This is a genomic window from Acinetobacter sp. HY1485 (assembly GCF_027568475.1).
GTDB lineage: Bacteria > Pseudomonadota > Gammaproteobacteria > Pseudomonadales > Moraxellaceae > Acinetobacter.
On the sequence record NZ_JANKZG010000007.1, the window covers coordinates 46,890 to 68,313 of the forward strand.

A 21,424-nucleotide genomic window follows, 5' to 3' on the forward strand; every position below is an offset into this window, starting at 1 on the left:
TTAGGCATGGTTGATCTACCCTTTCAACAGCCTCAACACTTAACCGTTCGTCAAAACAGGGCACTTGCATTAGCAGGTGTCTTTGAAGCAGCACAAGTAACACATATGACTGCAATGACAGGACTACAAAGTGTAGGTGAAAGTGGCAACTTTTATTTTGAGCAACTTATTAAAGCCAGTTTAAACATTCGACCAAGCCAAAATAATCATGTACAAACGCTACAATTTTTTAGACAACTTACTGATTTATCTTTAGGCTTACAGGTCTTAGAGCAGAGTATTCAACAACCCTTTAGTAGCTTACCTAAAGGTAAAATTCCAAAACTTGCTCAAGCCAAACTCCCTATGACCTATGCGATGTCACTCTTACAATTAGAAAAAAAAGTATATAGCAATCCTGAATTTGTAGAAAAAATTGAACAAACACAGCAAAAAATGCTTAAACAACTCTCTTTTTTTGATCAAGATTATCTACACCCAAGTTTAATTGCCAATTTGGCACAAACCTATGTAGAAACAGCAGGGCAAATTCAGCCACGTATTTTAATTAGAGGCAACAGCCAAGCCTTTAAAGATGCCAACCATACCAACCGTATTCGTGCTTCGCTATTTACAGGATTGCAAATGGCACATTTGTGGCGACAACTTGGCGGTCGTTCAATGCAACTGATTTTTGGGAAACGCAAAATTTTACAAGACGTTCAAACCATTGCGCATATGCAATATCGTTTACTTGAAAATTAAGCGTAATTTTGTTCAGGTGTTTTACACCAAATCTAAGGAAATTTTATGAACAGTTTAACTGCACTTTCACCACTTGATGGACGCTATGCCAATAAGTGTGATGCGCTACGTCCCTACTTATCTGAGTTTGGTTTAATTCATGCACGCGTAACAGTGGAAGTTCGTTGGTTGCAAGCACTTGCTAAACATCCTCAAATTACAGAAGTTGCAGATTTTAGCCAAGCAACCAATCAAGCACTTGATGAGATTATCTCTCAATTTTCTGAAGAAGATGCCCTGCGTATTAAAGAAATTGAACGCACAACCAATCACGATGTAAAAGCCGTTGAATATTTTTTAAAAGAAAAAATTGCCCCAATTGCTGAGCTAGAAAATTCAGGTGAATTTATTCACTTTGCATGTACATCAGAAGACATCAACAACTTATCGCATGCTTTAATGCTAAAACAAGGTCGTGATGTGCTTGTACAATCTATGCAACAATTGGTTGATGCTATTGCACATTTAGCAGAACAACATGCAGAACAACCAATGCTCTCTCGTACGCACGGTCAAACTGCAAGCCCAACCACCTTGGGTAAAGAAATGGCAAACGTAGCTTATCGTTTAGCACGTCAAATCAAGCAATTTAAACAAGTTGAATTGTTAGGTAAAATTAATGGTGCTGTGGGTAACTACAACGCTCACCTTTCTGCTTACCCAAACATTAATTGGGCAGAACATGCACAAAATTTTGTTGAATCTTTAGGATTAGCGTTTAATCCATATACAACACAAATTGAACCGCACGACTACATGGCAGAATTATTTGATGCTTTACGTCGTTTTAATACCATTTTAGTCGACTTTAACCGCGATGTATGGGGTTATATTTCTTTAGGTTATTTCAAACAAAAACTTAAAGATGGTGAAGTTGGTTCATCAACCATGCCACATAAAGTAAACCCGATTGATTTTGAAAACTCAGAAGGTAACTTAGGCATTGCAAATGCTGTACTTGCACATTTAGGTGAAAAACTTCCTGTTTCTCGTTGGCAACGTGACCTGACCGACTCCACTGTATTACGTAATATGGGTGTTGGTTTTGCACAGAGTTTAATTGCCTTTGATGCATGCTTAAAAGGAATTGGTAAATTAGAGTTAAATGCGAATCGTTTAGCAGAAGACTTAAACCAAGCACAAGAAGTGCTTGCAGAGCCAATCCAAACCGTTATGCGTCGTTACAACATCGAAAAACCTTACGAAAAATTAAAAGCCTTAACTCGTGGTCAAGCAATGACTCGCGATATGATGGTCAATTTTGTCAATGGCGATGAACTTGCCCAAGTTCCTGCACAAGACCGTGAGCGCTTAGCAGTCCTTACACCTGCAACTTATACAGGTAATGCAACTGAACAAGCACAACAAATTAAAGATTTAATTTCAAAAATTTAAATTTTATTGGCAAGGTGATTCGTCACCTTGCCGATTAAACCGATCTAAAGCAAATAATGACAAATCAAATTCAACTTCTTTTCCTAATGCGCGCTCAGCTAGCAACCATCCTAAAACACTGACAAACTTAAATCCATGTCCACTTAAACCTGTTATAACTTGAATATTTTGCCCAATCCAATCAATAATAAAATCTTCATCAGGCGACATATCATAAGAACAAGATGCACCGTAATGGCATTGACCAACACCTAATAAATGCTGTTTCAAAAGCGGTGTAACCGGTTGGGCATCAGACTGTGAATAAGCGAACTGCTCATCAGATGTTTGTATTGGCTCACCACCATCATGACGTCCTATTTTGATCGTTTTGTGATTTGCAGGAAAACCATAATAGGTTGAATGATCTTTCAACTGTATAGCAAATGCAGGAAATCCGTTTTTTTCTTGCAATATAGAATTTTTTATTTCAAACCACTCAAATACCTTACGAACAGGTTGTATAGGTAATGTTGGTAACAGTTGTTTGACCCATGTTCCTGCACAAACAACAACCTGTTTTGCATAATAGGTTTGGTTTTGAGTAGTAATTTTAACGCCCAATTTAATTTGTTCAATACGTTGTACCTCACAATTAAATATCTGCTCTACATTATGTTCTTTTGCTTGTTCAATATAAGTTTTTACAATATTTTCAGAGTATAAGTACCCTGCTTGGGGTTCAAATACTGCCGCATAATCTTCATCAAATTGCCATGCTTGCCAACGTTTTTTTAGTTCTTGCGCTGTGTAGAACACAGTTTCTAAATTGTATGTTTATGCAGATTTTAAAACATTTTTTAAGAAAACAGAGTGCTTAGGCGCAATGTTGACCATGCCACATTGAGAAAAGATGGGTAAGTTTGTCAGCTGTGCCAATTCATTCCATAACGTTTGTGCTTTAAGCAATAGAGGTACATATTTTTCGACCTCTGCATAAGCATGTCTAATAATTCGTGTTTCACCATGATGTGTACCTTGTTGATGCGGTGGCAAATCACGATCAAACTCAATCACAGAAGCACCCGATAAAGAAGCATAATAACCTACGGCTGAACCAACCGAACCACAACCAATCACTGCAACATCGTATATCTTCATTTACCCTTACCAAATGTCTATTTTTAAAACAAAGTGAGCTTTCGCTTTTTATGCAAATTGCTAGAATGCGCCTACATTATTTGCTGTCAGTAAAAAGCACAAGTGTGCAATGCAAATAATGCATCACAGAAAAAAGGATAATTTAATGAAATTACGGAACATTCTTCTCTCAAGCGCAATTGGTCTTGTAACATCTATTACAGCGAACGCTGCAAACTTAACTAGCCAGCCTTATGGTACAACACAAGATGGTAAAGCAGTTGATATCTATACCATGACCAATAAGAACGGTGTATCTGTTTCTTTTATTAGTTTTGGTGGTGTTATTACAAAAATTATTACACCTGACGCAAAAGGTAATAAAGAAAATATTGTACTCGGTTTTGATGATTTAAAAGGTTACGAAATCACAGACACTAAAGAAGGCATTCATTTTGGTTCGCTTATTGGACGCTTTGCTAACCGCATTGGTAACGGACAATTCACACTTGATGGACAAACCTATAATTTAGAAAAAAATAATGGACCCAATACACTACACAGTGGCAACCCAGGTTATGACAAACGTATTTGGGCAGTAAAACCTATTGTGAGCAAAGGTTCTACAGTAACAGCATCTTTAACACTAAACAGTCCAGATGGCGACCAAGGCTTTCCAGGAAACTTAGCTGTAGAGGTGATTTATAGCCTATCAGATAGCAATGAATTTACAATTCAATATAAAGCTAAAACAGATAAACCAACTGTTGTAAACTTTACTAACCATAGCTACTTCAATTTAGCAGGTGTAAAAAACAGCCCATATGGTGTGTTAGACCAACAGATTTGGTTAAATGCAGATCGTTTTCTTGTAACGGATAGCAACTCTTTACCGACAGGTGAAATTGTACCTGTAAAAGGCACACCATTTGACTTTACTCAACCAAAAGTTGTTGCAAAAGACATTCGTCAAGCAAATCAACAACTCGCATATGGTTACGGTTACGATCAAACTTGGGTCATTAATAAAGGTAAAACAGCACTACAACCTGCTGCACGCGTAGTCGATCCTAAATCAAAACGTACTTTAGAAATTGCAACCACAGAGCCGAGTATCCAGTTTTATACAGCGAACCACTTACATGGTAACGTAATGGGCAGAGATGGTACGCTTTACCGTCAAGCAGATGCTTTAGCGCTTGAAACACAACATTTCCCTGATAGTCCAAATAAAGAAGCTTTCCCTTCTACCCGTTTAGACCCAAATCAAACATTTGATAGCAAAACAGTTTTAAAGTTTGGTATTCAAAAATAATTGATTAAAGATGCACATCATGTGCATCTTTTTTTATGATTTTATTGTCCTATAAATAAAACAAATACTTCTAAAAATTCAGTTTAATAAAAAATACAGCATGATAATTTAATAAAAAGGAGAAATAGTATGAAAATATATCACCATCTTAATCGCGGACATGTCCAAACCTCATGGTTGGATAGCTATCACAGTTTTTCATTTGGACAATGGTATGATCCTTCTTTACTCGGTGTCAGTAGCTTACGAGTAATTAATGAAGATACGATTGCACCTCATCAAGGATTTGGTACACATCCACATAAAAATATGGAAATTCTGACTTATGTCTTGGAGGGTCAACTTACTCATCAAGACAGTATGGGTAACCACGGCATAATTCAAGCAGGCGAATGGCAACTCATGAGCGCAGGTTCAGGGGTTCAACATAGCGAAGTGAACCATACAGATCAGCCTGTTCATTTGCTACAAATTTGGCTACATCCTAATGTTAGCAATGCTAAACCTAACTATCAGCAAATTCAGCTCAATGCAAAACAATTACCTAACCAATGGCATCTTATTATAGGGCTTCAAGCCCCTATGGAAATTCGCCAAGATGCAACCATCCGCGTAAATTTTTTAACACAAAATCAATTGACCATGATTGATGCCACACATGGTTTAAGCTATGTGCATATCATTACAGGAAAAATCTCAGTAGATGGCGAAATACTGCATACAGGTGATGCGTTTGAAGTTTCAAAATTAACACAGGTACAGTCACTTGAAGATAGTCACTTACTTTGGTTTGATTTAGTGCACAATTAAATGTCATTCTGATATTATAGTCTTATATTAGACATAATACTTAGACAGCTATGACAGGACAACGTGTTGGTTATATTCGAGTAAGTACAGTCGATCAAAATATTGAACGACAACTTGATGGCATAACCTATGATAAATGCTTTATTGATTATGCTTCTGGCAAAAATATAGAACGCCCAGAATTTAAAAATATGATGAACTATGTGCGAGAAGGCGATGTAATTGTCGTTCACTCGATGGATCGTTTAGCGCGCAGTTTAAAAGATTTAGTGGGTATTGTAGATGATCTTATTCAAAAAGGCATTGCCATTGAGTTTTTAAAAGAACGTATCACTTTTACAGCACAATCAACTGCCATGGACAACCTAATGTTGCAGTTAATGGGTGCATTTGCAGAATTCGAACGGTCTTTAATTTTAGAAAGACAGCGAGAAGGTATTCGACTTGCAGCAGCAAAAGGTAAATACAAAGGGCGTGCTAAAGCGCTTAAAAAAGATCAAGCGGAAGCGCTCAATTTGGCATGGCAGAATAAAGAATACACTTCTAAGGCTGCATTAGGTAAAGCCTTTGGTATTACCCGCCAAACGGTTTACAAATACTTGAAATAAAAAAAGCCCTAACATATGTTAGGGCTTTTAAAAATTTGGCGGAAGCGGTGAGATTCGAACTCACGGTGGGCTATTAACCCACGTCGGTTTTCAAGACCGGTGCATTAAACCGCTCTGCCACGCTTCCAATGCCGACCATCATATAAAGATTTTTTTCTTTTGGCAAATACTTTTTCTAAACAAATGTTTTAAATGCTTAAATTTAAAGCAAAACTCATCTTGTTTAAGATCAAAACCTTTTTTAAATAAAATTCGTACTTTATTAGGAATAACTTGTGGCTCGTAAATTACTCACTGCTCAAGGCTATCAACGCCTACAAAATGAACTAAATGATTTAGTACGTAAAGAACGCCCTGAAATCACTAAAATTGTCACATGGGCAGCAAGTTTAGGTGATCGGTCTGAAAATGCAGATTATCACTATAATAAACGTAAACTCAGAGAGATTGACCGCAGAATCCGTTTCTTAACCAAACTTTTTGAAGTAGCACAACGTGTTGATTACCATGTCCAACAAGAAGGCAAGGTTTATTTTGGTGCGTGGGTAGAACTCGAAAATGATGATGGGAAGACTATATATTTTAGAATTGTAGGAGATGAAGAAATTTATGGACAAAAAAACTATATTTCATTGCAATCCCCTATGGCAAAAAGCTGTTTAGGTAAGTCTGTAAACGATGAAATTACTGTTTTTACACCTCAAGGTAATAAAATTTGGTACATCAATCGAATTTCTTATCCTGAGTAAAAAAGTTGACTTTTTATTTTGATCGCTATAATATTCGCGACCATGTTTATTTTTTGATTATTTTTTCACCTATACCTTTTTAGGATGTGCTTGACATCTCGTATAGGTTCTCCTTTAAACCTTGTCATTTTAAATGACACCATGACTGCCCCCTCATATTTTTAGCCAACTAAACAGGTAAAGATTTCGTTTGTCTTTTACTTTTTGGGTAGTTATTGTCTGTCGCGGAGTCAATATGCACGGCAACTCATCGCAAGTTACAAGGCGCTCGCGCCTCAATCACGCTTTTACTGTTCGTACATCTACATTTGCACTTGCACTTCTTCCCTTTCTTCCACTAAACGCTATTAATGCAAAAGATCCAGCAACCACACAATATAGCAACGTGACGGAGCAAAAAAAGCTAACCGTTGTTGCAGTTAAAACACCGACCAATGTATTCAACAGCGGTCAAAATTTACATGGTTTTGGTTACGACCTCATGCGTAACTATGCTAAAAATCTCAATGTTGAGTTAGATTTTAAAGTTGTTCCTGATAACAACACAGCACTTAATCTTGTGTCACAGGGCAAAGCTAACCTTGCATTAACCAATGCATCAATGGAAAAAATTGAAGATAAACAACTCAATTTTTTCTCTGCTACGTGTGGTAATTTTAATGCATTACAAAAAAATGGTCTAGATACCAATATTAATTTGGTTGTTAAAAATGCAGATGATCCACTTGCTCAAACTGCCAGTGGCTTTATTTGTAATGCCAAAACAGATGGCTCTATGGATCATTTAGCTTCGTTTTACACACGTAATGCTGTTGATGACAATGGTTGGGATATTGTAGAGCAAGACCTCAAAAAGCGTATGCCAGTTTATAGAGCAAGCTTTAAGCAAGTTGCTCAAAAATATAATTTAGATTGGCAAATGCTAGCTGCTATGGGCTATCAAGAATCTTATCTTAAGCCAAACTCGGTTTCACCTACTGGTGTGCGGGGTTTAATGATGCTAACCAATACTACTGCAAAGGCAATGGGTATCCAAAATCGGGATGACCCTAAACAAAGTATTCAAGGCGGTGCTAAGTACTATGACCAACTGTTAGGGCAATACCAAGAGATTCCTTTTCCTGATCGTAATTGGTATGCACTAGTAGCATATAATATGGGTCCTGGTGCGCTTGCAGGTATTCAAAAACAAATTGCGAAAAAAGGAAAGGATCCAAATGATTGGCTCAATGTATATGCTTATTTACAACGTCATCAGGTCACTAACTCTAAATATAAACAAGCATTGCAATATGTGACACGTATTCGTGCTTATTTAGAGCATATTCAAGCTAATCATACCAACACCATTAATGTATAAAAAAGGCGAACTATGTTCGCCTTTTTTTATGCCGTCTGTTGTAACACTTCTTTATATAGTGCCTTTTGTTCAGAACTTGGTTTTGCAGTTTGCAATGCCATTAGCTGAAGCATATCGCCTTCAACCTTAATTTTACCTGTCATGAATGCTTGCATTGCAGCGGTCATATCAAATTCTAAAAAAACTTTACGTAACGTTTCTGCGTCCATACGCAAAGTCGTTTTTGCGCTATCAGCTAAACCTTTTTTAATTTTGCCACCTGCCAATGAAAGTGCAGTATTTTCCGAAGCACTATCTGACACAATTAAGTTAATTGTTAAATTTGCGAGTGCAGGAGGTAAATTCAAATCTCCTGCTTGTGCAGTCAGCTCATCTACTTTAGAAAACCACTCTTCTGTTAAAAATGCAGGCATTTTTTTTCCTCTAATTCAAATAATGTTGATGAAAAATAAATAATCACCAATATGCTTTTGCCTTTTATACCATGTTCTGTTTTATAAAAATAATTTTTATTAGTGTATGCTCTATTATTGTGCAGAAAACATAAAAAAAGCACTCAGAATATTCTGAGTGCCTTAATAACAACCTTATTCTGCTGCAAAACTTAGATTCACAACATCCAAACGATTTTTCATTTCCTCAGGATCTTTAAGATCAAATTCACGCTCTTCATCCAATTTTTCAAAATCAAATAAATCACGGTCTGCAAGTTGTGAAGGCGATACATTTTGTAATGCACCAAAAATACTATGTAAACGCTTTGGATACTGTTGATCCCACTCACGAAGCATATTATTTAACATTGCACGTTGTAAATTTTCTTGCGAACCACATAAATTACATGGAATGATTGGAAACTTACGCATTTCTGCATATTTAATAATGTCTTTTTCTTCTACATATGCCAACGGACGAATCAAAATATTTTTCTTATCCGATGATAATAGTTTAGGTGGCATCGCCTTTAAACTACCGCCATGAAATAAGTTTAAAAAGAATGTGGCAATAATATCATCACGGTGATGACCCAACGCGACTTTAGTTGCACCAATCTCTTGTGCAAAACCATACAACGAACCACGACGTAAACGAGAACATACCGCACAATACGTTTTACCTTCTGGTGTTAAACGTTTAGTAATGCTATATGTATCTTTTTCTAATATGTAATACGGAATATTATTTTCTTCTAAATAACGTGGTAACACATCTTCAGGAAAGCCAGGTTGTTTTTGGTCTAAATTTACTGCTACAACATCAAAATTGATGGGTGCAATACGTTTAAATTGTAAAAGAATATCAAGTAAAGTATAGCTGTCCTTTCCTCCAGAAATACAGACCATCACTTTATCACCCTCTTCGATCATTTTATAATCACGAATCGCATGACCTACCTGACGGCGTAGTTTTTTTAATAAACGATAGTAAGCCGAACTGGTTGGGAGTTCAGGTTTAAAATTAAAGCCTTGACTGGACTCAATTGGAGAGAACATAAACGAGATAAACCCTTTAAAAATTTTGGGCAATTTTATATGATTCAGCCTCGTTACGCACCCAGATTTTATCGCTTTAAATTTATTATTTTTGACAAAACTCGTTAAAAAGAGCTTATTTTTTAGTTTTCCACAAAACCTGTGGATAAAACTGTGGACTTCTTCCCTCTTGACAAAATATGACAACCATTTGACAAGGGCTTCATTCAAATTGATCACTTTTTAATCAATTTTATTTTTCATAAAAATCAACAACTTAAATAAGTCAAGAAAATAAAGAAATTAAAAATAATTGTTTTTTTGTTGACAATAGCAACACTTAAACCTTGCTTTTTTATGGTAAGACTGCTAGATCAGGCATACAATTTGCTAAAAAATACCCATATTTATTTGATAAATTTGTTACAGAATTTATCCTTTATTTATCTCTACTAAATATTATCTCAAAATCAAATAATTACCTTTATTTTTAGCATGAATTTCATTCATGTTTTATAGGTCAAAATTTTATTGTTTTTGTTTCTTTTAACTTTCAAACTGTCTAATTTTTATGCAAAAAATTTTTAATTTCATCTACTTGATGCTAATGTAAAAAGATGATCAAAAAATCCTCTACGAAGGAAGGAACGATTTTGAGCACACATGAAAGTGAAACTATTTCAATAAACTCTTGGCTCCATTTAGGCGCAAGCGCTTTTTTTCGCGCACATCAAGCCTACTATTTAAATGAACTTAACGCACACAATTGGAAAATACATCTAGCTAACCTAAGAAACAGTGCTTCACAACAAACATTACAGGCATTACAAGCTCAACAAGGTGATTACACACTTGAAATTATTTCACCAGAAGGTGATTTTGAATATAAAAAAATCACTGCACTAAACGATATCATTTTATGGGATGTTGGACTTGCCTCTACAATAAAAGTTGGTGTAGCTAAAGAAACAAAAATTATTTCTTTTACTGTGACAGAAGGTGGTTATTTTTTAACAGATGACGGCAGACTTGATTTAGAACATCCATGTGTTGTGTCTGATCTCAATAATGAAGGCGAAATGCAAACGCTCTACGGTACAATTACCCAAATACTTCTTGGACGAATGTATAACAATAGTGGTGCTATTAGCTTATTATGCTGTGATAATTTGAGAAACAACGGTGAGAGCTTCTTACAGGGTTTAAATGACTTCATTGATGCCAAAAATTTCCCTGAATTAAAGCAATGGGTAAAACATCACGTTTGCGCACCTAATAGTATGGTCGATCGGATTACGCCTAAATTTGAAGAGAGTATTTTTAAGCGTATAGCTCAAAAGAATATTAAAGATGATGTACCACTTAGCTGTGAAAAGTTTACACGTTGGGTTATTCAAGATAGTTTTATTACTGAGCGCCCACTATTAGAGCAAGTAGGTGTGGAATTTGTTGATGATGTAGCACCTTATGAAGAAGCAAAAATTCGTCTTTTAAATGCCAGTCATAGTGGGTTAGCTTGGGCAGGGGCACTTAATAACAAAACTTATATCAATGAAACATTAAGCACTCATATTGTTTCAATTATTAAAAATTATGCACAAAATGATGTTGGTTTTGCACTTCAACAACATGGTATCAATATAGACACCGTATCAGAGTGTAATACCATATTAAATCGCTTTAAAAACCCTTATGTTAAAGATACTGTCGCTCGTATTTCTTCAGATAGTATTGCAAAGTTAAGTGGTTTTATTGTACCCACCCTAAAAGATTGCTTTGAACAAAATAAAATGCCAACAAGCAGTCTTAAACTTGCAGGGTTATATTTTTTCTTCCTTAAAAAATATAACCAAAATCAACTTCCATTTGAATATGAGGACTGTGCCCTATCTCAACTTAATGTAAAAGAAATCTTTTCGGCTTCAAATCCAATTCATGCATTTGCAACATCAAAAATTCTGTTTGGCTCACTTTGTGACTGTCAAAAATTTTGTGACTCACTTGAGCAGACTATTAAAGATCTAAAAGAATGAGGAATTAAAAATGAACAAAAACTATTTAAAAGATATCTATATTGTGATTGGAACTGTTATTGCCGTTTGTATTTCTGTTGCCATACTTTATCAATACCCAGTTGCATTAGGTGCATTGGCAGCATGGGTCACAACAGGTTCATTCTTTTTACAAGTTGTTCATATGATCCGAAAACGTGATACAACAGGTGTATCTCTTGGTATGTATGCTGCGTTATTTTTTGGCGTAACAAGCTGGACATTTTATGGCTATCAGATGCACGATATTCCTGTCATGACAGCAAATGGTTTAACTGCTGTCTTAGCAATTGTTGTTATTGGTTTAAAACTTTACAACGAGCGACCTATTAAACAAAAGAAGGTTAAAGCCGTAAGATCTATTTCAAAAAAACAGTTTAGCTGAATAAGTTACATTTTTACCTAAACTTTGCTTGCATTTTAAAACTTGAATTGCTAAAAAGCCTATACTTTTGTTTATTAATTATTCGTCCTTATGATAAAAAAGGCTGTAGGCTTTATACTCTTGTTGCCTGTTTTTACATGGGCAGGTACAACATACACCTATAAAGATGCCGATGGTGGTATTTTACTTACCGATCGTAAAATGAATGGTACACAATACACGAAAGTTAATGTAACGTATTATGCAGATAGCAACATGCACCGTTACCAAAACTGGGGTAAATCAGAATCTGCTGTACTGCCAAGTTATAGTCGAAATAAAAATGCCTTTGATGCAATTATTAAAGATGCCGCGCAACAACACGGACTTGCCGAAGGCTTAATTAAAGCAGTTATGCATACCGAATCTGGATTTAATACAAGTGCGCGATCACCTGTAGGTGCACAAGGTTTAATGCAACTTATGCCTGCAACTGCTAAACGTTTTAATGTATTTAATTCTTTTGATCCCCAACAAAATATTCATGGTGGTGCCAAATATTTAAGTTTTTTACTAAAACGTTTTAAAGGCAATATGAGCCTTGCTCTTGCAGCCTACAATGCAGGTGAAGGTAATGTACAAAAATATGGTGGTATTCCGCCTTTTAAAGAAACACAGGATTATGTACACCGTGTGATGAGTCGTTATTCTAACTTATACAATAATGGACTTATTCTTGGCAGTACGACACTCTCAAACACACAAATTATCACAAAATCTGCTCAAGCTCCTACCTCTACGCTTTCTGTGAAAACACAAACCTCGACTAAAACAAAAGCACGCGAAATCATTCAGCTTGCCGACGGCACCTTTACAGATATTTCCGTAAGAAACTAAGCATTACATCTTGAATTTTACAATTTCTCACCGCATATTAAGCCTTATAGCTTTTGATAAGTTATATTTTTTAATTATAAGAGGATTTACTCAATGATGCGGATTGGTTTGTTTTTGCTTACCAACCTCGCGGTACTGGTTGTCGCTGGTCTTATTTTGTCAGTATTAGGTGTTGGTAGTTACCATAGCCACGGTGGTTTAAACCTATCTAACCTAATGGTCATCTGTTTTGTTTTTGGTATGGTGGGTTCTTTAATTTCGTTATTCATGTCTAAATGGATGGCATTAAAAACCACAGGCACAGAACTGATTGATCCAAATGCACCGCGCAACCAAGCTGAGGTTTGGTTATTGCAAACGGTTGCAGATTTATCTCAACGTGCAGGTATTAATATGCCTGAAGTTGGTATTTTTCCTTCTTATCAGTCAAATGCCTTTGCCACAGGTTGGAATAAAAATGATGCTTTAGTCTCTGTTTCAAGTGGACTTTTAGAGCGCATGAATCAAGATGAATTACGCGCTGTACTTGCTCACGAAATTGGGCACGTTGCTAATGGTGACATGGTCACATTATCGCTCATTCAAGGTGTTGTGAATGCCTTTGTTATGTTTTTTGCACGCGTTGTAGGCGACACCATTGACCGTAATGTATTTGGTCGTGAAGATGGTGAGGCACCAGGATTTGCATATATTGCAATTACGATGGTACTTGATATTGTGTTTGGCTTCCTTGCATCTGCTATTGTAATGTGGTTTTCACGCTATCGTGAATATCGTGCAGATGAAGCAGGCGCACGTTTAGCGGGTAAACAAGCTATGATTTCTGCTTTACTGCGCTTACAAGCAGAAACTGAAATGCCGGATCAAATGCCAAAAGAAATGAAAGCCCTTGCAATTACTGAGGGTCGCGAACAGGGCTTTAGTCTTGCAGCCTTATTTCAAACACATCCTTCTATTGAAGAGCGTGTAGCTGCTTTACAGCAACTTAACTGCCCTTAATCAATAAAGCCTCTAAATAGAGGCTTTATTTTTAGGCAAAAAAAAAGCCATACTCTGTCAGTAGGAGTATGACTCAAAAATAGGAAACTACAGCAGAATTCCTATGCTGTTAGAATAGTAAAACAAGCTTAAATAAAACTTAATTTTTTTAGACGCAATATAAAAAAAACCCAATTAAGGGGCTTTTTATTGTTTTATAAATTATGACTTACTCACAATGATAAAACATAAATTTATCTATTAAATAGATGGATTACATCATTCAGGACTTTAATGTCGCCTAATGTAATCTAGTATCTAATGACATTATAACAAAATGTGAGTAAGATTGTGCGTAAGCTCTATTTTTAATTTATCTTACTCAAAAAACACTAAATTAATTTAAAATTAATAAGTTAAAGCCCAAAGGAAAAATTTAGCATGTAACTAATCATTCAGGTTTATGTTTTGAAATTAGACCTACTGGTAAACAAATATGGCAATACAGATACCGTTTCTTAAACAAAGCCAAAATGCTTAAAGTGTAGCTCTTGCCCGTGACAAACCAAGCAATATCGTAAATTATTAAAAAAAGGCATAGATCCATCTGAACATAAAAGAATGAAAAAATTTTAACTATTAAATCTAACCAAGAAACTTTCCAATTTGTTGCAGAAGAATTTATAAACTTTAAAAAACCTGTTAAGTCTGCAGAATGGTTGGATTTCAGAAATTGCTATTTAAATAAAGACATCTACCCTGTTTTGGCGAAACTACCAATTAAGGATATTACAGTCCTGTACATTAGAACTGTTCTAGATAATGCAATTAAACGTATTAAAAAGACCAGGCGTGGTACTGGTGCAAATAAAGGAAACCTAATTCGTCAGATTATGGCTGAAATTACACAATATGCCATTATGACAAGCCGTATAGAAATAGATCCAACTTATGCGCCGCGAGGTTAAAGTTAAAGGAATTTACTATCTTGTAATTGTTGTAATACCTCATAAAAAGCCACTAGACCTGTGGTGCCTGATAAAGGCGTGTTATCTACCAAACCCGCTTTCAGACCAAGCTAGCGTCATACTTACCTCAGGCGGTATTTTGTAGGCATGATCAGACATTGGACTTCCTATCTCCGTAGGATGCTCTGTAATCTAAAGCTCATCTTTATGTTTTTCTTCAATCGTGACATCAGAAAATAGCCCCATGATGGTTCGACTCTTACCTGCCAACAATAAAGATTCTACTTTTGGGGTAATAGGTGATGCCATAGCGGTATTAGGTGCACCGCTAAGCACAGATGATATTGTCATTCATTTTCCTCAAGGCATAACAAAACCGGCGTGAGAGCGGAATGTAATTGGGTAAATCTTCGATATGGTTACTTTTTAAAAGTAAATATTGTATTTTATCTAATCATCAAAAGGAATTTTAGTGGTCATATAAATGTATCGTCCAAATTGTCCGTTCTGTGGGAGTACACAGACTAGATATAGTCAGCAAAAATCAAATTTATTTCAAGAATCCCATACTTGTAATAACTGTGGTCGTCAATTTTCTGTTACCTTATCAAATCCAAAGAAAAAAAGAGGATTTCTTTCAACCCTTATTTTGGCTTTGTTAGGTGGAGCTGCAATTTTTATAGTAATCGTTTTTATGTTTGGGCGTACAAGTCACCAAAGCTCGCCCAGCCCTACTATTGAAAAACAGCCATCTGTAGCAGATCAAGAGCTAAAACCTTTAAGCAATGAAACTATTACACCAACTCAAACTGTAGAGCCAACACCAATACCCGAACCACAACTACCCAAGCAAGAGGATTTTCCTACTCAAGCTGAGCAAAATGCACATGCCTATACACCTACGGCAGAAGACTACAAACGCTTAGAACAAGAAAAGCAAAGTCAAAAAAGCATTGCTGATAGTCAAAGCCAAAATGATACTCTGAGCATTAAAACAACTCTACGGAATAAATCAGAATGAAAAAGTTAACTTTAATTTTTCTATGCTTATTTAGCTCAACTATTTGGGCTGATTGTAATAGCTTAGCTCATATTGCTGATACTAATAGTGTGCAATACGGAACTAAATATATTTTTTACGTTAAAGGCCAAAAAGGCTTTAGAACATACTTTCATTCAGCCCCATCCCAACAATGTTTAATAAAAAACCTTTTTATTATTTCTAAAGATTCAGTAATTGCATATCAAACTTTTAAAAATGAAGGTCAAACATGGATGTATGTTATGTACGTTGCAACAGATGGAAATACTACAGAAGGATGGGTTAAAGAACACGATTTTAAAATAGGTGGCTCTATAGATCCTGTACAACCTTAAATATTAAGGCAGTATACTACAAGCATTATGTACTGCCATTCTTAGGTTGTTTTCTTGCTGATGTTTTACGGGATTAGTAATTTAATTTTAATATCTTATATAAATTCAGTTTCTTACTCAGGTTGCACAGTATTATAGTATTTATTTAATAGTATAAGAAATTTTCTCATCCTGGTAATCATTCCATCCTGTCCAAAAATCATGAAGAACAACCTTATTACCTACAATAGATATTACTTGATAAATATAAACTCGCGGTGGGCTAGTTTCATTTAGTTTATTTTTTTCAACTAACATAAATGTATCTGTATTTAGCCATTTAACACGTGTTTTTAAATCAACTGGACATGATTCTGCTGAACTCCCCATCTCACTAGATAAACCAGCATCTTTTTTTAGTGAAATACCTGCACACTCTGCACCAAACATCACTAGTTTTTTATCTTTTAATGCTAACTTATAATCAATTCCATGAGTAAAACAGCAAGCAAAAATACCAGCAAAAGCAATACTTTTTTTCATTTTCTCTTTCATTTTAATAATCATACTTCGAGTATATTGCGTGTAATATCAAATTTTTTCAAAGTAGAAGCAATCATTTGAGCTTCATTACCAATACTTGTCCCCTCTTTCACATTACTTTTCATAGTTTTAGCTAAACCAACCACTAATGTTTGAGCTTGCCCAACCACTTGTTTTACATCTTACATAGCAAAACTAGGTTTATTAGCTCGTTGTGGTGAAGATGCGTTATTAGAAGAAGGCCTGACATCAATCATCTGAAATTTACGTGTTTCTTCCTCTTGACGGCGTTTACCATCAAGCATTGGTGTAGGTTGAATATTTCACGCCAAGAACTATATGAACGTATAAAAGATCAGCGTATTAATAAACCATAAAAAGATGGACGAAAAAGCTATTGGTTAAATATTTATGTACTAGCTTATAGTACATCTGATCTCAATCTAGCTAGTTAATTATAAAAAAGCCCCAATTAAGGGGCTTTTTATTGTTTTATAAATTATGACTTATTCACAATGCTAAAACATAAATTTATCTATTAAATAGATGGATTACATCATTCCACCCATACCGCCCATGCCACCCATATCAGGTGCACCAGCAGCTGGTTTATCTTCAGGAATATCTGTAATCATTGCTTCTGTTGTTAGCATTAAACCTGCTACAGATGCAGCATGTTCAAGTGCAGAACGTGTTACTTTTGCAGGATCAAGAATACCCATTTCTAACATATCGCCATATTCGCCTGTTGCTGCGTTATAGCCATAGTTACCTGTACCTTGTTTTACAGCATTAATTACAACCGACGGTTCATCACCAGAGTTTGCAACAATTTGACGAAGTGGTGCTTCAATTGCACGACGTAAAATGTTGATCCCTACTGTCTGATCTTCATTTTCGCCTTTAACACCATCAAGTGCATTTACAGCACGTACAAGTGCAACACCACCACCTGCAACTACACCTTCTTCTACAGCGGCGCGTGTTGCATGTAACGCATCATCAACACGGTCTTTTTTCTCTTTCATTTCAACTTCGGTTGCTGCACCAATTTTGATTACGGCAACACCACCAGCAAGTTTTGCAACACGCTCTTGTAGTTTTTCACGGTCGTAATCAGAAGATGACTCTTCAATTTGTGCACGAATTTGTTGAACACGCTCAGAGATTGCAGCTGCATTACCTGCACCATCAACAATTACTGTATTTTCTTTAGAAACAGTCACTTTATGTGCTGTACCTAAATCTTCTAAAGAAGCATGTTCTAAAGACATGCCTACTTCTTCAGAAATAACAGTAGCACCTGTTAAAATTGCGATGTCTTGTAACATTGCTTTACGGCGGTCACCAAAGCCTGGTGCTTTTACTGCACATACTTTAATAATGCCACGCATGTTATTTACAACAAGTGTTGCAAGTGCTTCGCCTTCTACATCTTCAGCAATAATTAAAAGCGGTTTACCTGTTTTAGCAACAGCTTCTAAAGTTGTGATTAACTCACGAATATTACTTACTTTTTTATCTACTAAAAGAATGTATGGATTTTCTAGTTCAGCAGTCAATGTTTCTTGCTTATTTGCAAAGTACGGGCTGATATAACCACGGTCAAACTGCATACCCTCTACAACGTCTAATGCATCTTCAAAGCCTGAGCCTTCTTCAACCGTAATAACACCTTCTTTGCCTACTTTTTCCATCGCTTGGGCAATCAGTTTACCCACAGTATGGTCAGAGTTTGCAGAGATCGAACCTACTTGCTCAATCGCTTTAAAATCATTTGCAGGTTGTGCTGTTTCGCGAATACTTTTTACAACTTGTTTTACCGCAATATCAATACCGCGCTTTAAGTCCATTGGGTTCATACCCGCAGTCACAGACTTGATACCTTCGTTTAAAATTGCTTGAGCAAGAACAGTTGCTGTTGTTGTACCATCACCTGCAATGTCATTTGTTTTTGAAGACACTTCACGCACAAGTTGTGCACCCATGTTCTCAAACTTATCTTTTAATGATATTTCTTTTGCAACTGTTACACCATCTTTAGTGATATGTGGTGCACCAAAAGAACGATCAATCACAACATTACGACCTTTAGGACCTAACGTTACTTTTACAGCGTCTGCAAGTACATTTACACCTGCAATCATTTTTGAACGAGCTGAATCACCAAATTTTACGTCTTTCGCTGACATGCGTTACTCCAATTTTTACTTGATCTGATAATAAACAAAGAAAATGATTAGCCTTCTAATACAGCTAAAAGATCTGACTCTTTCATAATTAGAAGTTCTTCACCGTTTACTTTTACAGTTGTGCCTGCATAAGTACCAAATAAAACTTTATCACCTACTTTAACGTCTAAAGCACGAACGCCATTGTCTGTAATTTGACCATTACCTACTGCAATCACTTCACCTTGAGATGGTTTTTCTGTTGCAGAACCTGGTAATAAAATACCACCCGCTGTTTTTGTTTCTTCTTCAACACGACGAATTACAACGCGATCATGTAACGGACGAATATTGCTCATCTTAAACTCCATCAGATTCCAATGACTCATAGTGATTGTTTTTAGAGTTCACTATCAGTACAAATTTAAATTTCTACTATTTTTTGGGGGCTTAATTTTTTGGTTCAAGAGCTACACAACGAAAAAATATCTTTTTTGATGTTTTTTTATCCAAAAAAAATCTCCTTTTGCTCAAACTCTTGTAAATCTTCATTAAATTCAAAATGTGAAATTTTTTTATCTGCAAACAATACGTTAAAACTATTCGGTTCTTGATCATGTAAACGATAAGACGTAGAGGTACCTGCATGAATATCGTATACAGGTGCATCAAGTGCTAAATCATAAATTTTATTTAAATCGTACACTGCATTTTGATGTAGATGTCCATGCAACAAACCAAACAATCCATGTTGTCCCCATATTTGAAGTGCAGTTTTCGCTAATGTAGGGCAATCTTTCATATCATGTTTAGCATCGGCAGATGCATAAAAAGGTTGATGAATCACTACTAATTTAATTTTGTTCTTAGGTGCTTGCTCTATCTTCTGCGCAATATCATTGATTTGTTCTTTAGATAAACGCCCTTTGGTATGATGTCTGCGATGAATACTGTTCACGCCAATAATATAAAAATTTTGCGTTTCCAGTACTTCTTCTGGTTTACCAAAAAAATTTTGATAACGCACAAAAGGACTAAACATACGGCGCCACACATGATAAAGCGGAATATCATGATTTCCTGGCACAACTAAATAAGGTAAGTTGAGGCTTTCCAAAAACAGTTTACAATGAAAAAATTCCTTAAAACGCGCTCTTTGGGTTAAATCCCCACTTACTACAACTGCCTCAACCTTATTCTCTCGACAAAACTTTTGAATTGCCGTAATACAATTTTCTTTATGTGTTCCAAAGTGTAAATCAGACAGATGTAATAGCATGAGGCACCATCATTGTTAATGCATTTTTTTCAACAGAAAAGTGAAGTGGAGAACGTGTCTGCACAAGCTCACCATCAATTGCAAGATGTATTGTTTGTCCTTTACAAGTTTTTACCACGACTTGATCAGCACTAAAACTGTATACTTCTGGCGCTTGCTCTATTTTCCCTTTAATCAATTGAACTAATAGTTTGATTAATGACCATTGATTGGTTTTAGCCACCATTACTCCTCCAATTTTACCTGCTTTTACAGCTTTAGAAATGCGTAACTTCATTTCTTTTAATTGAAGCTGATTATTTCCAAAGAATAAAAGTGGTGTGGATACGGGATGATGATGCCCATCTATTTCTATTTCTAACTTAAGTTCCTGATAGTGCCTTAATAACACTTCCAAAGCAGACGTATAAGCATGTAATTGGAAACGCCCTAACTGCTTATTGTATTGCTCTCTTTTTTGAATAAATAAAGGATATAATCCTAAACTTGCATTGTTGAGATAAATAAACTCGTTGACCTTAGCAACATGTAACGTACGTTTTTTACCTGTTGCAATGGCTTCAGCTGCTTGTAACAGATCCAAAGGAATTTTTAATAACCGTGCTACATAATTAAATGTACCTAAAGGCAATACACCTAAAGGAATATGAGTGCCTAATAAGTGCTGTGCAATACCATTAAGCGTTCCATCTCCCCCTGCACTCACCACAATCCCAATATCTTGATGTTGTTGATGACGCACTATCACATCCTTCATTACTTCAGCTAAAGGCTGTTTCTCTGAAAGTTCAAATACCTGTATTTCAAATCCATGTGCTGTAAATATTGTCATAATTTGCTCATACCAATCCTCTTTATGAGTAGCATGAAACCCTGACTTTTGATTATAAATAATTGAAAGTGGCTTAAGTGTTTGCATTTTTTCCAAAAAAACCAGTAACTGCACGGCTCTATTGTGAATAAAAAAAATAAATGTACAAGATATTTTTAGATAAGTTGTACGTACTCTACAAGCTTTCTTCTTATTTAAAAAGTAACTGATTTTTATATATATTTCCAAAAAAAATATGACTATAATAAAAATAAATAATATCCACAAAAAGCGTGCTAAATATTTAATTCAAAAAGGAAAATAATATTAAGCCATTGTAATTATTAATTTTTAAATAAATATCAAGCCTTAAATTCGATATTTTTTTATGATCT

At 35.6% G+C, this 21,424-nt stretch carries 24 protein-coding genes, 1 tRNA gene and 1 pseudogene; 14 read left to right on the forward strand and 12 right to left on the reverse strand.

The window, feature by feature from the left end:
- The first annotated feature begins 6 nt into the window (after positions 1-6).
- Positions 7-744 (forward strand): high frequency lysogenization protein HflD, encoded by a 738-nt coding sequence (hflD, locus tag PCI70_RS09025; RefSeq protein WP_269915013.1) that lies wholly within the window; start codon positions 7-9, stop codon positions 742-744.
- Positions 745-789: 45 nt separating this feature from the next.
- Positions 790-2,178 carry an adenylosuccinate lyase gene (purB, locus tag PCI70_RS09030; RefSeq protein WP_269915014.1) on the forward strand — a complete coding sequence of 463 codons (1,389 nt, stop codon included), beginning with the start codon at positions 790-792 and terminating at the stop codon, positions 2,176-2,178.
- 3 nt (positions 2,179-2,181) lie between these two features.
- Here the strand turns inward: purB and solA are convergent.
- Positions 2,182-3,318 (reverse strand): annotated as a pseudogene (gene solA / locus PCI70_RS09035) (N-methyl-L-tryptophan oxidase).
- A 145-nt stretch (positions 3,319-3,463) separates the two neighbouring features.
- Between solA and PCI70_RS09040 the strand changes: the two are divergent.
- The 3 genes from PCI70_RS09040 (at position 3,464) to PCI70_RS09050 (ending at position 6,030) form a co-directional block, all read left to right on the forward strand.
- Entirely contained in the window at positions 3,464-4,612 is a 1,149-nt protein-coding gene (locus tag PCI70_RS09040) for an aldose epimerase family protein (RefSeq protein ID WP_269915015.1), read from the forward strand.
- A gap of 129 nt (positions 4,613-4,741) precedes the next feature.
- Positions 4,742-5,422: a pirin family protein gene (locus tag PCI70_RS09045; protein ID WP_269915016.1), complete on the forward strand. Its 681-nt coding sequence runs from the start codon at positions 4,742-4,744 to the stop codon at positions 5,420-5,422.
- Positions 5,423-5,472: 50 nt separating this feature from the next.
- Positions 5,473-6,030, forward strand: coding sequence for a recombinase family protein (locus PCI70_RS09050; RefSeq protein ID WP_269915017.1), 558 nt, complete (start codon positions 5,473-5,475; stop codon positions 6,028-6,030).
- A gap of 36 nt (positions 6,031-6,066) precedes the next feature.
- On the opposite strand, the gene PCI70_RS09055 is transcribed toward PCI70_RS09050, so the two are convergent.
- A tRNA-Ser gene (locus PCI70_RS09055) sits at positions 6,067-6,157 on the reverse strand.
- Positions 6,158-6,305: 148 nt separating this feature from the next.
- Here PCI70_RS09055 and greB point away from each other — a divergent pair.
- Both greB and PCI70_RS09065 read left to right on the forward strand, forming a co-directional pair.
- Positions 6,306-6,779 carry a transcription elongation factor GreB gene (gene greB, locus PCI70_RS09060; protein ID WP_269915018.1) on the forward strand — a complete coding sequence of 158 codons (474 nt, stop codon included), beginning with the start codon at positions 6,306-6,308 and terminating at the stop codon, positions 6,777-6,779.
- Positions 6,780-7,014: 235 nt separating this feature from the next.
- The gene (locus PCI70_RS09065) at positions 7,015-8,139 is read left to right on the forward strand and encodes a transglycosylase SLT domain-containing protein (RefSeq protein ID WP_269915019.1); all 1,125 of its coding nucleotides are present in this window, start codon (positions 7,015-7,017) and stop codon (positions 8,137-8,139) included.
- Between the two features lie 26 nt (positions 8,140-8,165).
- Here the strand turns inward: PCI70_RS09065 and PCI70_RS09070 are convergent, their stop codons facing one another.
- On the reverse strand, positions 8,166-8,552 hold the full coding sequence (locus PCI70_RS09070) for an SCP2 sterol-binding domain-containing protein (protein ID WP_269915020.1): 387 nt from the start codon (positions 8,550-8,552) through the stop codon (positions 8,166-8,168).
- A gap of 174 nt (positions 8,553-8,726) precedes the next feature.
- Positions 8,727-9,632 (reverse strand): tRNA 2-thiocytidine(32) synthetase TtcA, encoded by a 906-nt coding sequence (gene ttcA, locus PCI70_RS09075; protein WP_269915021.1) that lies wholly within the window; start codon positions 9,630-9,632, stop codon positions 8,727-8,729.
- A 632-nt stretch (positions 9,633-10,264) separates the two neighbouring features.
- Here ttcA and PCI70_RS09080 point away from each other — a divergent pair.
- The 5 genes from PCI70_RS09080 to PCI70_RS12175 all read left to right on the forward strand — a co-directional run bounded on the left by PCI70_RS09080 (position 10,265) and on the right by PCI70_RS12175 (position 14,869).
- Complete coding sequence (locus tag PCI70_RS09080; RefSeq protein ID WP_269915022.1) at positions 10,265-11,644, forward strand: mannitol dehydrogenase family protein; 1,380 nt, start codon at positions 10,265-10,267, stop codon at positions 11,642-11,644.
- Between the two features lie 10 nt (positions 11,645-11,654).
- Complete coding sequence (locus PCI70_RS09085) at positions 11,655-12,047, forward strand: SemiSWEET family sugar transporter (protein ID WP_269915023.1); 393 nt, start codon at positions 11,655-11,657, stop codon at positions 12,045-12,047.
- A 90-nt stretch (positions 12,048-12,137) separates the two neighbouring features.
- Complete coding sequence (locus PCI70_RS09090) at positions 12,138-12,923, forward strand: lytic transglycosylase domain-containing protein (RefSeq protein WP_269915024.1); 786 nt, start codon at positions 12,138-12,140, stop codon at positions 12,921-12,923.
- A gap of 93 nt (positions 12,924-13,016) precedes the next feature.
- A complete protein-coding gene (gene htpX, locus PCI70_RS09095; RefSeq protein ID WP_269915025.1) occupies positions 13,017-13,922 on the forward strand; it encodes a protease HtpX in 906 nt (301 codons plus the stop codon).
- Positions 13,923-14,539: 617 nt separating this feature from the next.
- Complete coding sequence (locus tag PCI70_RS12175) at positions 14,540-14,869, forward strand: phage integrase central domain-containing protein (RefSeq protein ID WP_442865199.1); 330 nt, start codon at positions 14,540-14,542, stop codon at positions 14,867-14,869.
- A gap of 81 nt (positions 14,870-14,950) precedes the next feature.
- Here the strand turns inward: PCI70_RS12175 and PCI70_RS12180 are convergent, their stop codons facing one another.
- Positions 14,951-15,028, reverse strand: a complete 78-nt coding sequence (locus PCI70_RS12180) for a hypothetical protein (RefSeq protein WP_442865200.1) — start codon at positions 15,026-15,028, stop codon at positions 14,951-14,953.
- Between the two features lie 33 nt (positions 15,029-15,061).
- Entirely contained in the window at positions 15,062-15,220 is a 159-nt protein-coding gene (locus PCI70_RS12185) for a hypothetical protein (RefSeq protein ID WP_442865193.1), read from the reverse strand.
- Positions 15,221-15,353: 133 nt separating this feature from the next.
- Between PCI70_RS12185 and PCI70_RS09105 the strand changes: the two genes are divergently transcribed.
- Positions 15,354-15,890 carry a hypothetical protein gene (locus PCI70_RS09105; protein WP_269915026.1) on the forward strand — a complete coding sequence of 179 codons (537 nt, stop codon included), beginning with the start codon at positions 15,354-15,356 and terminating at the stop codon, positions 15,888-15,890.
- Entirely contained in the window at positions 15,887-16,246 is a 360-nt protein-coding gene (locus PCI70_RS09110; protein WP_269915027.1) for a hypothetical protein, read from the forward strand. The genes PCI70_RS09105 and PCI70_RS09110 overlap by 4 nt, the downstream gene beginning before the upstream one ends.
- A gap of 141 nt (positions 16,247-16,387) precedes the next feature.
- On the opposite strand, the gene PCI70_RS09115 is transcribed toward PCI70_RS09110, so the two are convergent.
- From PCI70_RS09115 to PCI70_RS09140, 6 genes are all read right to left on the reverse strand, one after another.
- A complete protein-coding gene (locus tag PCI70_RS09115; RefSeq protein WP_269915028.1) occupies positions 16,388-16,780 on the reverse strand; it encodes a hypothetical protein in 393 nt (130 codons plus the stop codon).
- Positions 16,781-16,788: 8 nt separating this feature from the next.
- A complete protein-coding gene (locus PCI70_RS09120; RefSeq protein ID WP_269915029.1) occupies positions 16,789-16,938 on the reverse strand; it encodes a hypothetical protein in 150 nt (49 codons plus the stop codon).
- Positions 16,939-17,319: 381 nt separating this feature from the next.
- Positions 17,320-18,960 (reverse strand): chaperonin GroEL, encoded by a 1,641-nt coding sequence (gene groL / locus PCI70_RS09125; protein WP_269915030.1) that lies wholly within the window; start codon positions 18,958-18,960, stop codon positions 17,320-17,322.
- Between the two features lie 47 nt (positions 18,961-19,007).
- On the reverse strand, positions 19,008-19,298 hold the full coding sequence (locus PCI70_RS09130; RefSeq protein WP_269915031.1) for a co-chaperone GroES: 291 nt from the start codon (positions 19,296-19,298) through the stop codon (positions 19,008-19,010).
- 146 nt (positions 19,299-19,444) lie between these two features.
- Positions 19,445-20,218 carry a metallophosphoesterase family protein gene (locus tag PCI70_RS09135; RefSeq protein ID WP_269915032.1) on the reverse strand — a complete coding sequence of 258 codons (774 nt, stop codon included), beginning with the start codon at positions 20,216-20,218 and terminating at the stop codon, positions 19,445-19,447.
- Positions 20,199-21,137: a diacylglycerol/lipid kinase family protein gene (locus PCI70_RS09140; protein WP_269915033.1), complete on the reverse strand. Its 939-nt coding sequence runs from the start codon at positions 21,135-21,137 to the stop codon at positions 20,199-20,201. The genes PCI70_RS09135 and PCI70_RS09140 overlap by 20 nt, the downstream gene beginning before the upstream one ends.
- Between the last annotated feature and the right edge of the window lie 287 nt (positions 21,138-21,424).

Coding starts and splice junctions, on each gene's coding strand:
- PCI70_RS09065 (WP_269915019.1), top strand. CDS start 7,015: ATGCACGGCAACTCATCGCAAGTTACAAGGCGCTCGCGCCTCAATCAC.
- PCI70_RS09115 (WP_269915028.1), bottom strand. CDS start 16,780: ATGAAAGAGAAAATGAAAAAAAGTATTGCTTTTGCTGGTATTTTTGCT.
- PCI70_RS09140 (WP_269915033.1), bottom strand. CDS start 21,137: ATGCAAACACTTAAGCCACTTTCAATTATTTATAATCAAAAGTCAGGG.
- PCI70_RS12180 (WP_442865200.1), bottom strand. CDS start 15,028: ATGTCTGATCATGCCTACAAAATACCGCCTGAGGTAAGTATGACGCTA.
- PCI70_RS09045 (WP_269915016.1), top strand. CDS start 4,742: ATGAAAATATATCACCATCTTAATCGCGGACATGTCCAAACCTCATGG.
- PCI70_RS09130 (WP_269915031.1), bottom strand. CDS start 19,298: ATGAGCAATATTCGTCCGTTACATGATCGCGTTGTAATTCGTCGTGTT.
- PCI70_RS09070 (WP_269915020.1), bottom strand. CDS start 8,552: ATGCCTGCATTTTTAACAGAAGAGTGGTTTTCTAAAGTAGATGAGCTG.
- hflD (WP_269915013.1), top strand. CDS start 7: ATGGTTGATCTACCCTTTCAACAGCCTCAACACTTAACCGTTCGTCAA.
- purB (WP_269915014.1), top strand. CDS start 790: ATGAACAGTTTAACTGCACTTTCACCACTTGATGGACGCTATGCCAAT.
- PCI70_RS09040 (WP_269915015.1), top strand. CDS start 3,464: ATGAAATTACGGAACATTCTTCTCTCAAGCGCAATTGGTCTTGTAACA.
- PCI70_RS09135 (WP_269915032.1), bottom strand. CDS start 20,218: ATGCTATTACATCTGTCTGATTTACACTTTGGAACACATAAAGAAAAT.
- PCI70_RS09050 (WP_269915017.1), top strand. CDS start 5,473: ATGACAGGACAACGTGTTGGTTATATTCGAGTAAGTACAGTCGATCAA.
- ttcA (WP_269915021.1), bottom strand. CDS start 9,632: ATGTTCTCTCCAATTGAGTCCAGTCAAGGCTTTAATTTTAAACCTGAA.
- PCI70_RS09085 (WP_269915023.1), top strand. CDS start 11,655: ATGAACAAAAACTATTTAAAAGATATCTATATTGTGATTGGAACTGTT.
- groL (WP_269915030.1), bottom strand. CDS start 18,960: ATGTCAGCGAAAGACGTAAAATTTGGTGATTCAGCTCGTTCAAAAATG.
- PCI70_RS09105 (WP_269915026.1), top strand. CDS start 15,354: ATGTATCGTCCAAATTGTCCGTTCTGTGGGAGTACACAGACTAGATAT.
- PCI70_RS12185 (WP_442865193.1), bottom strand. CDS start 15,220: ATGACAATATCATCTGTGCTTAGCGGTGCACCTAATACCGCTATGGCA.
- PCI70_RS09090 (WP_269915024.1), top strand. CDS start 12,138: ATGATAAAAAAGGCTGTAGGCTTTATACTCTTGTTGCCTGTTTTTACA.
- htpX (WP_269915025.1), top strand. CDS start 13,017: ATGATGCGGATTGGTTTGTTTTTGCTTACCAACCTCGCGGTACTGGTT.
- PCI70_RS09110 (WP_269915027.1), top strand. CDS start 15,887: ATGAAAAAGTTAACTTTAATTTTTCTATGCTTATTTAGCTCAACTATT.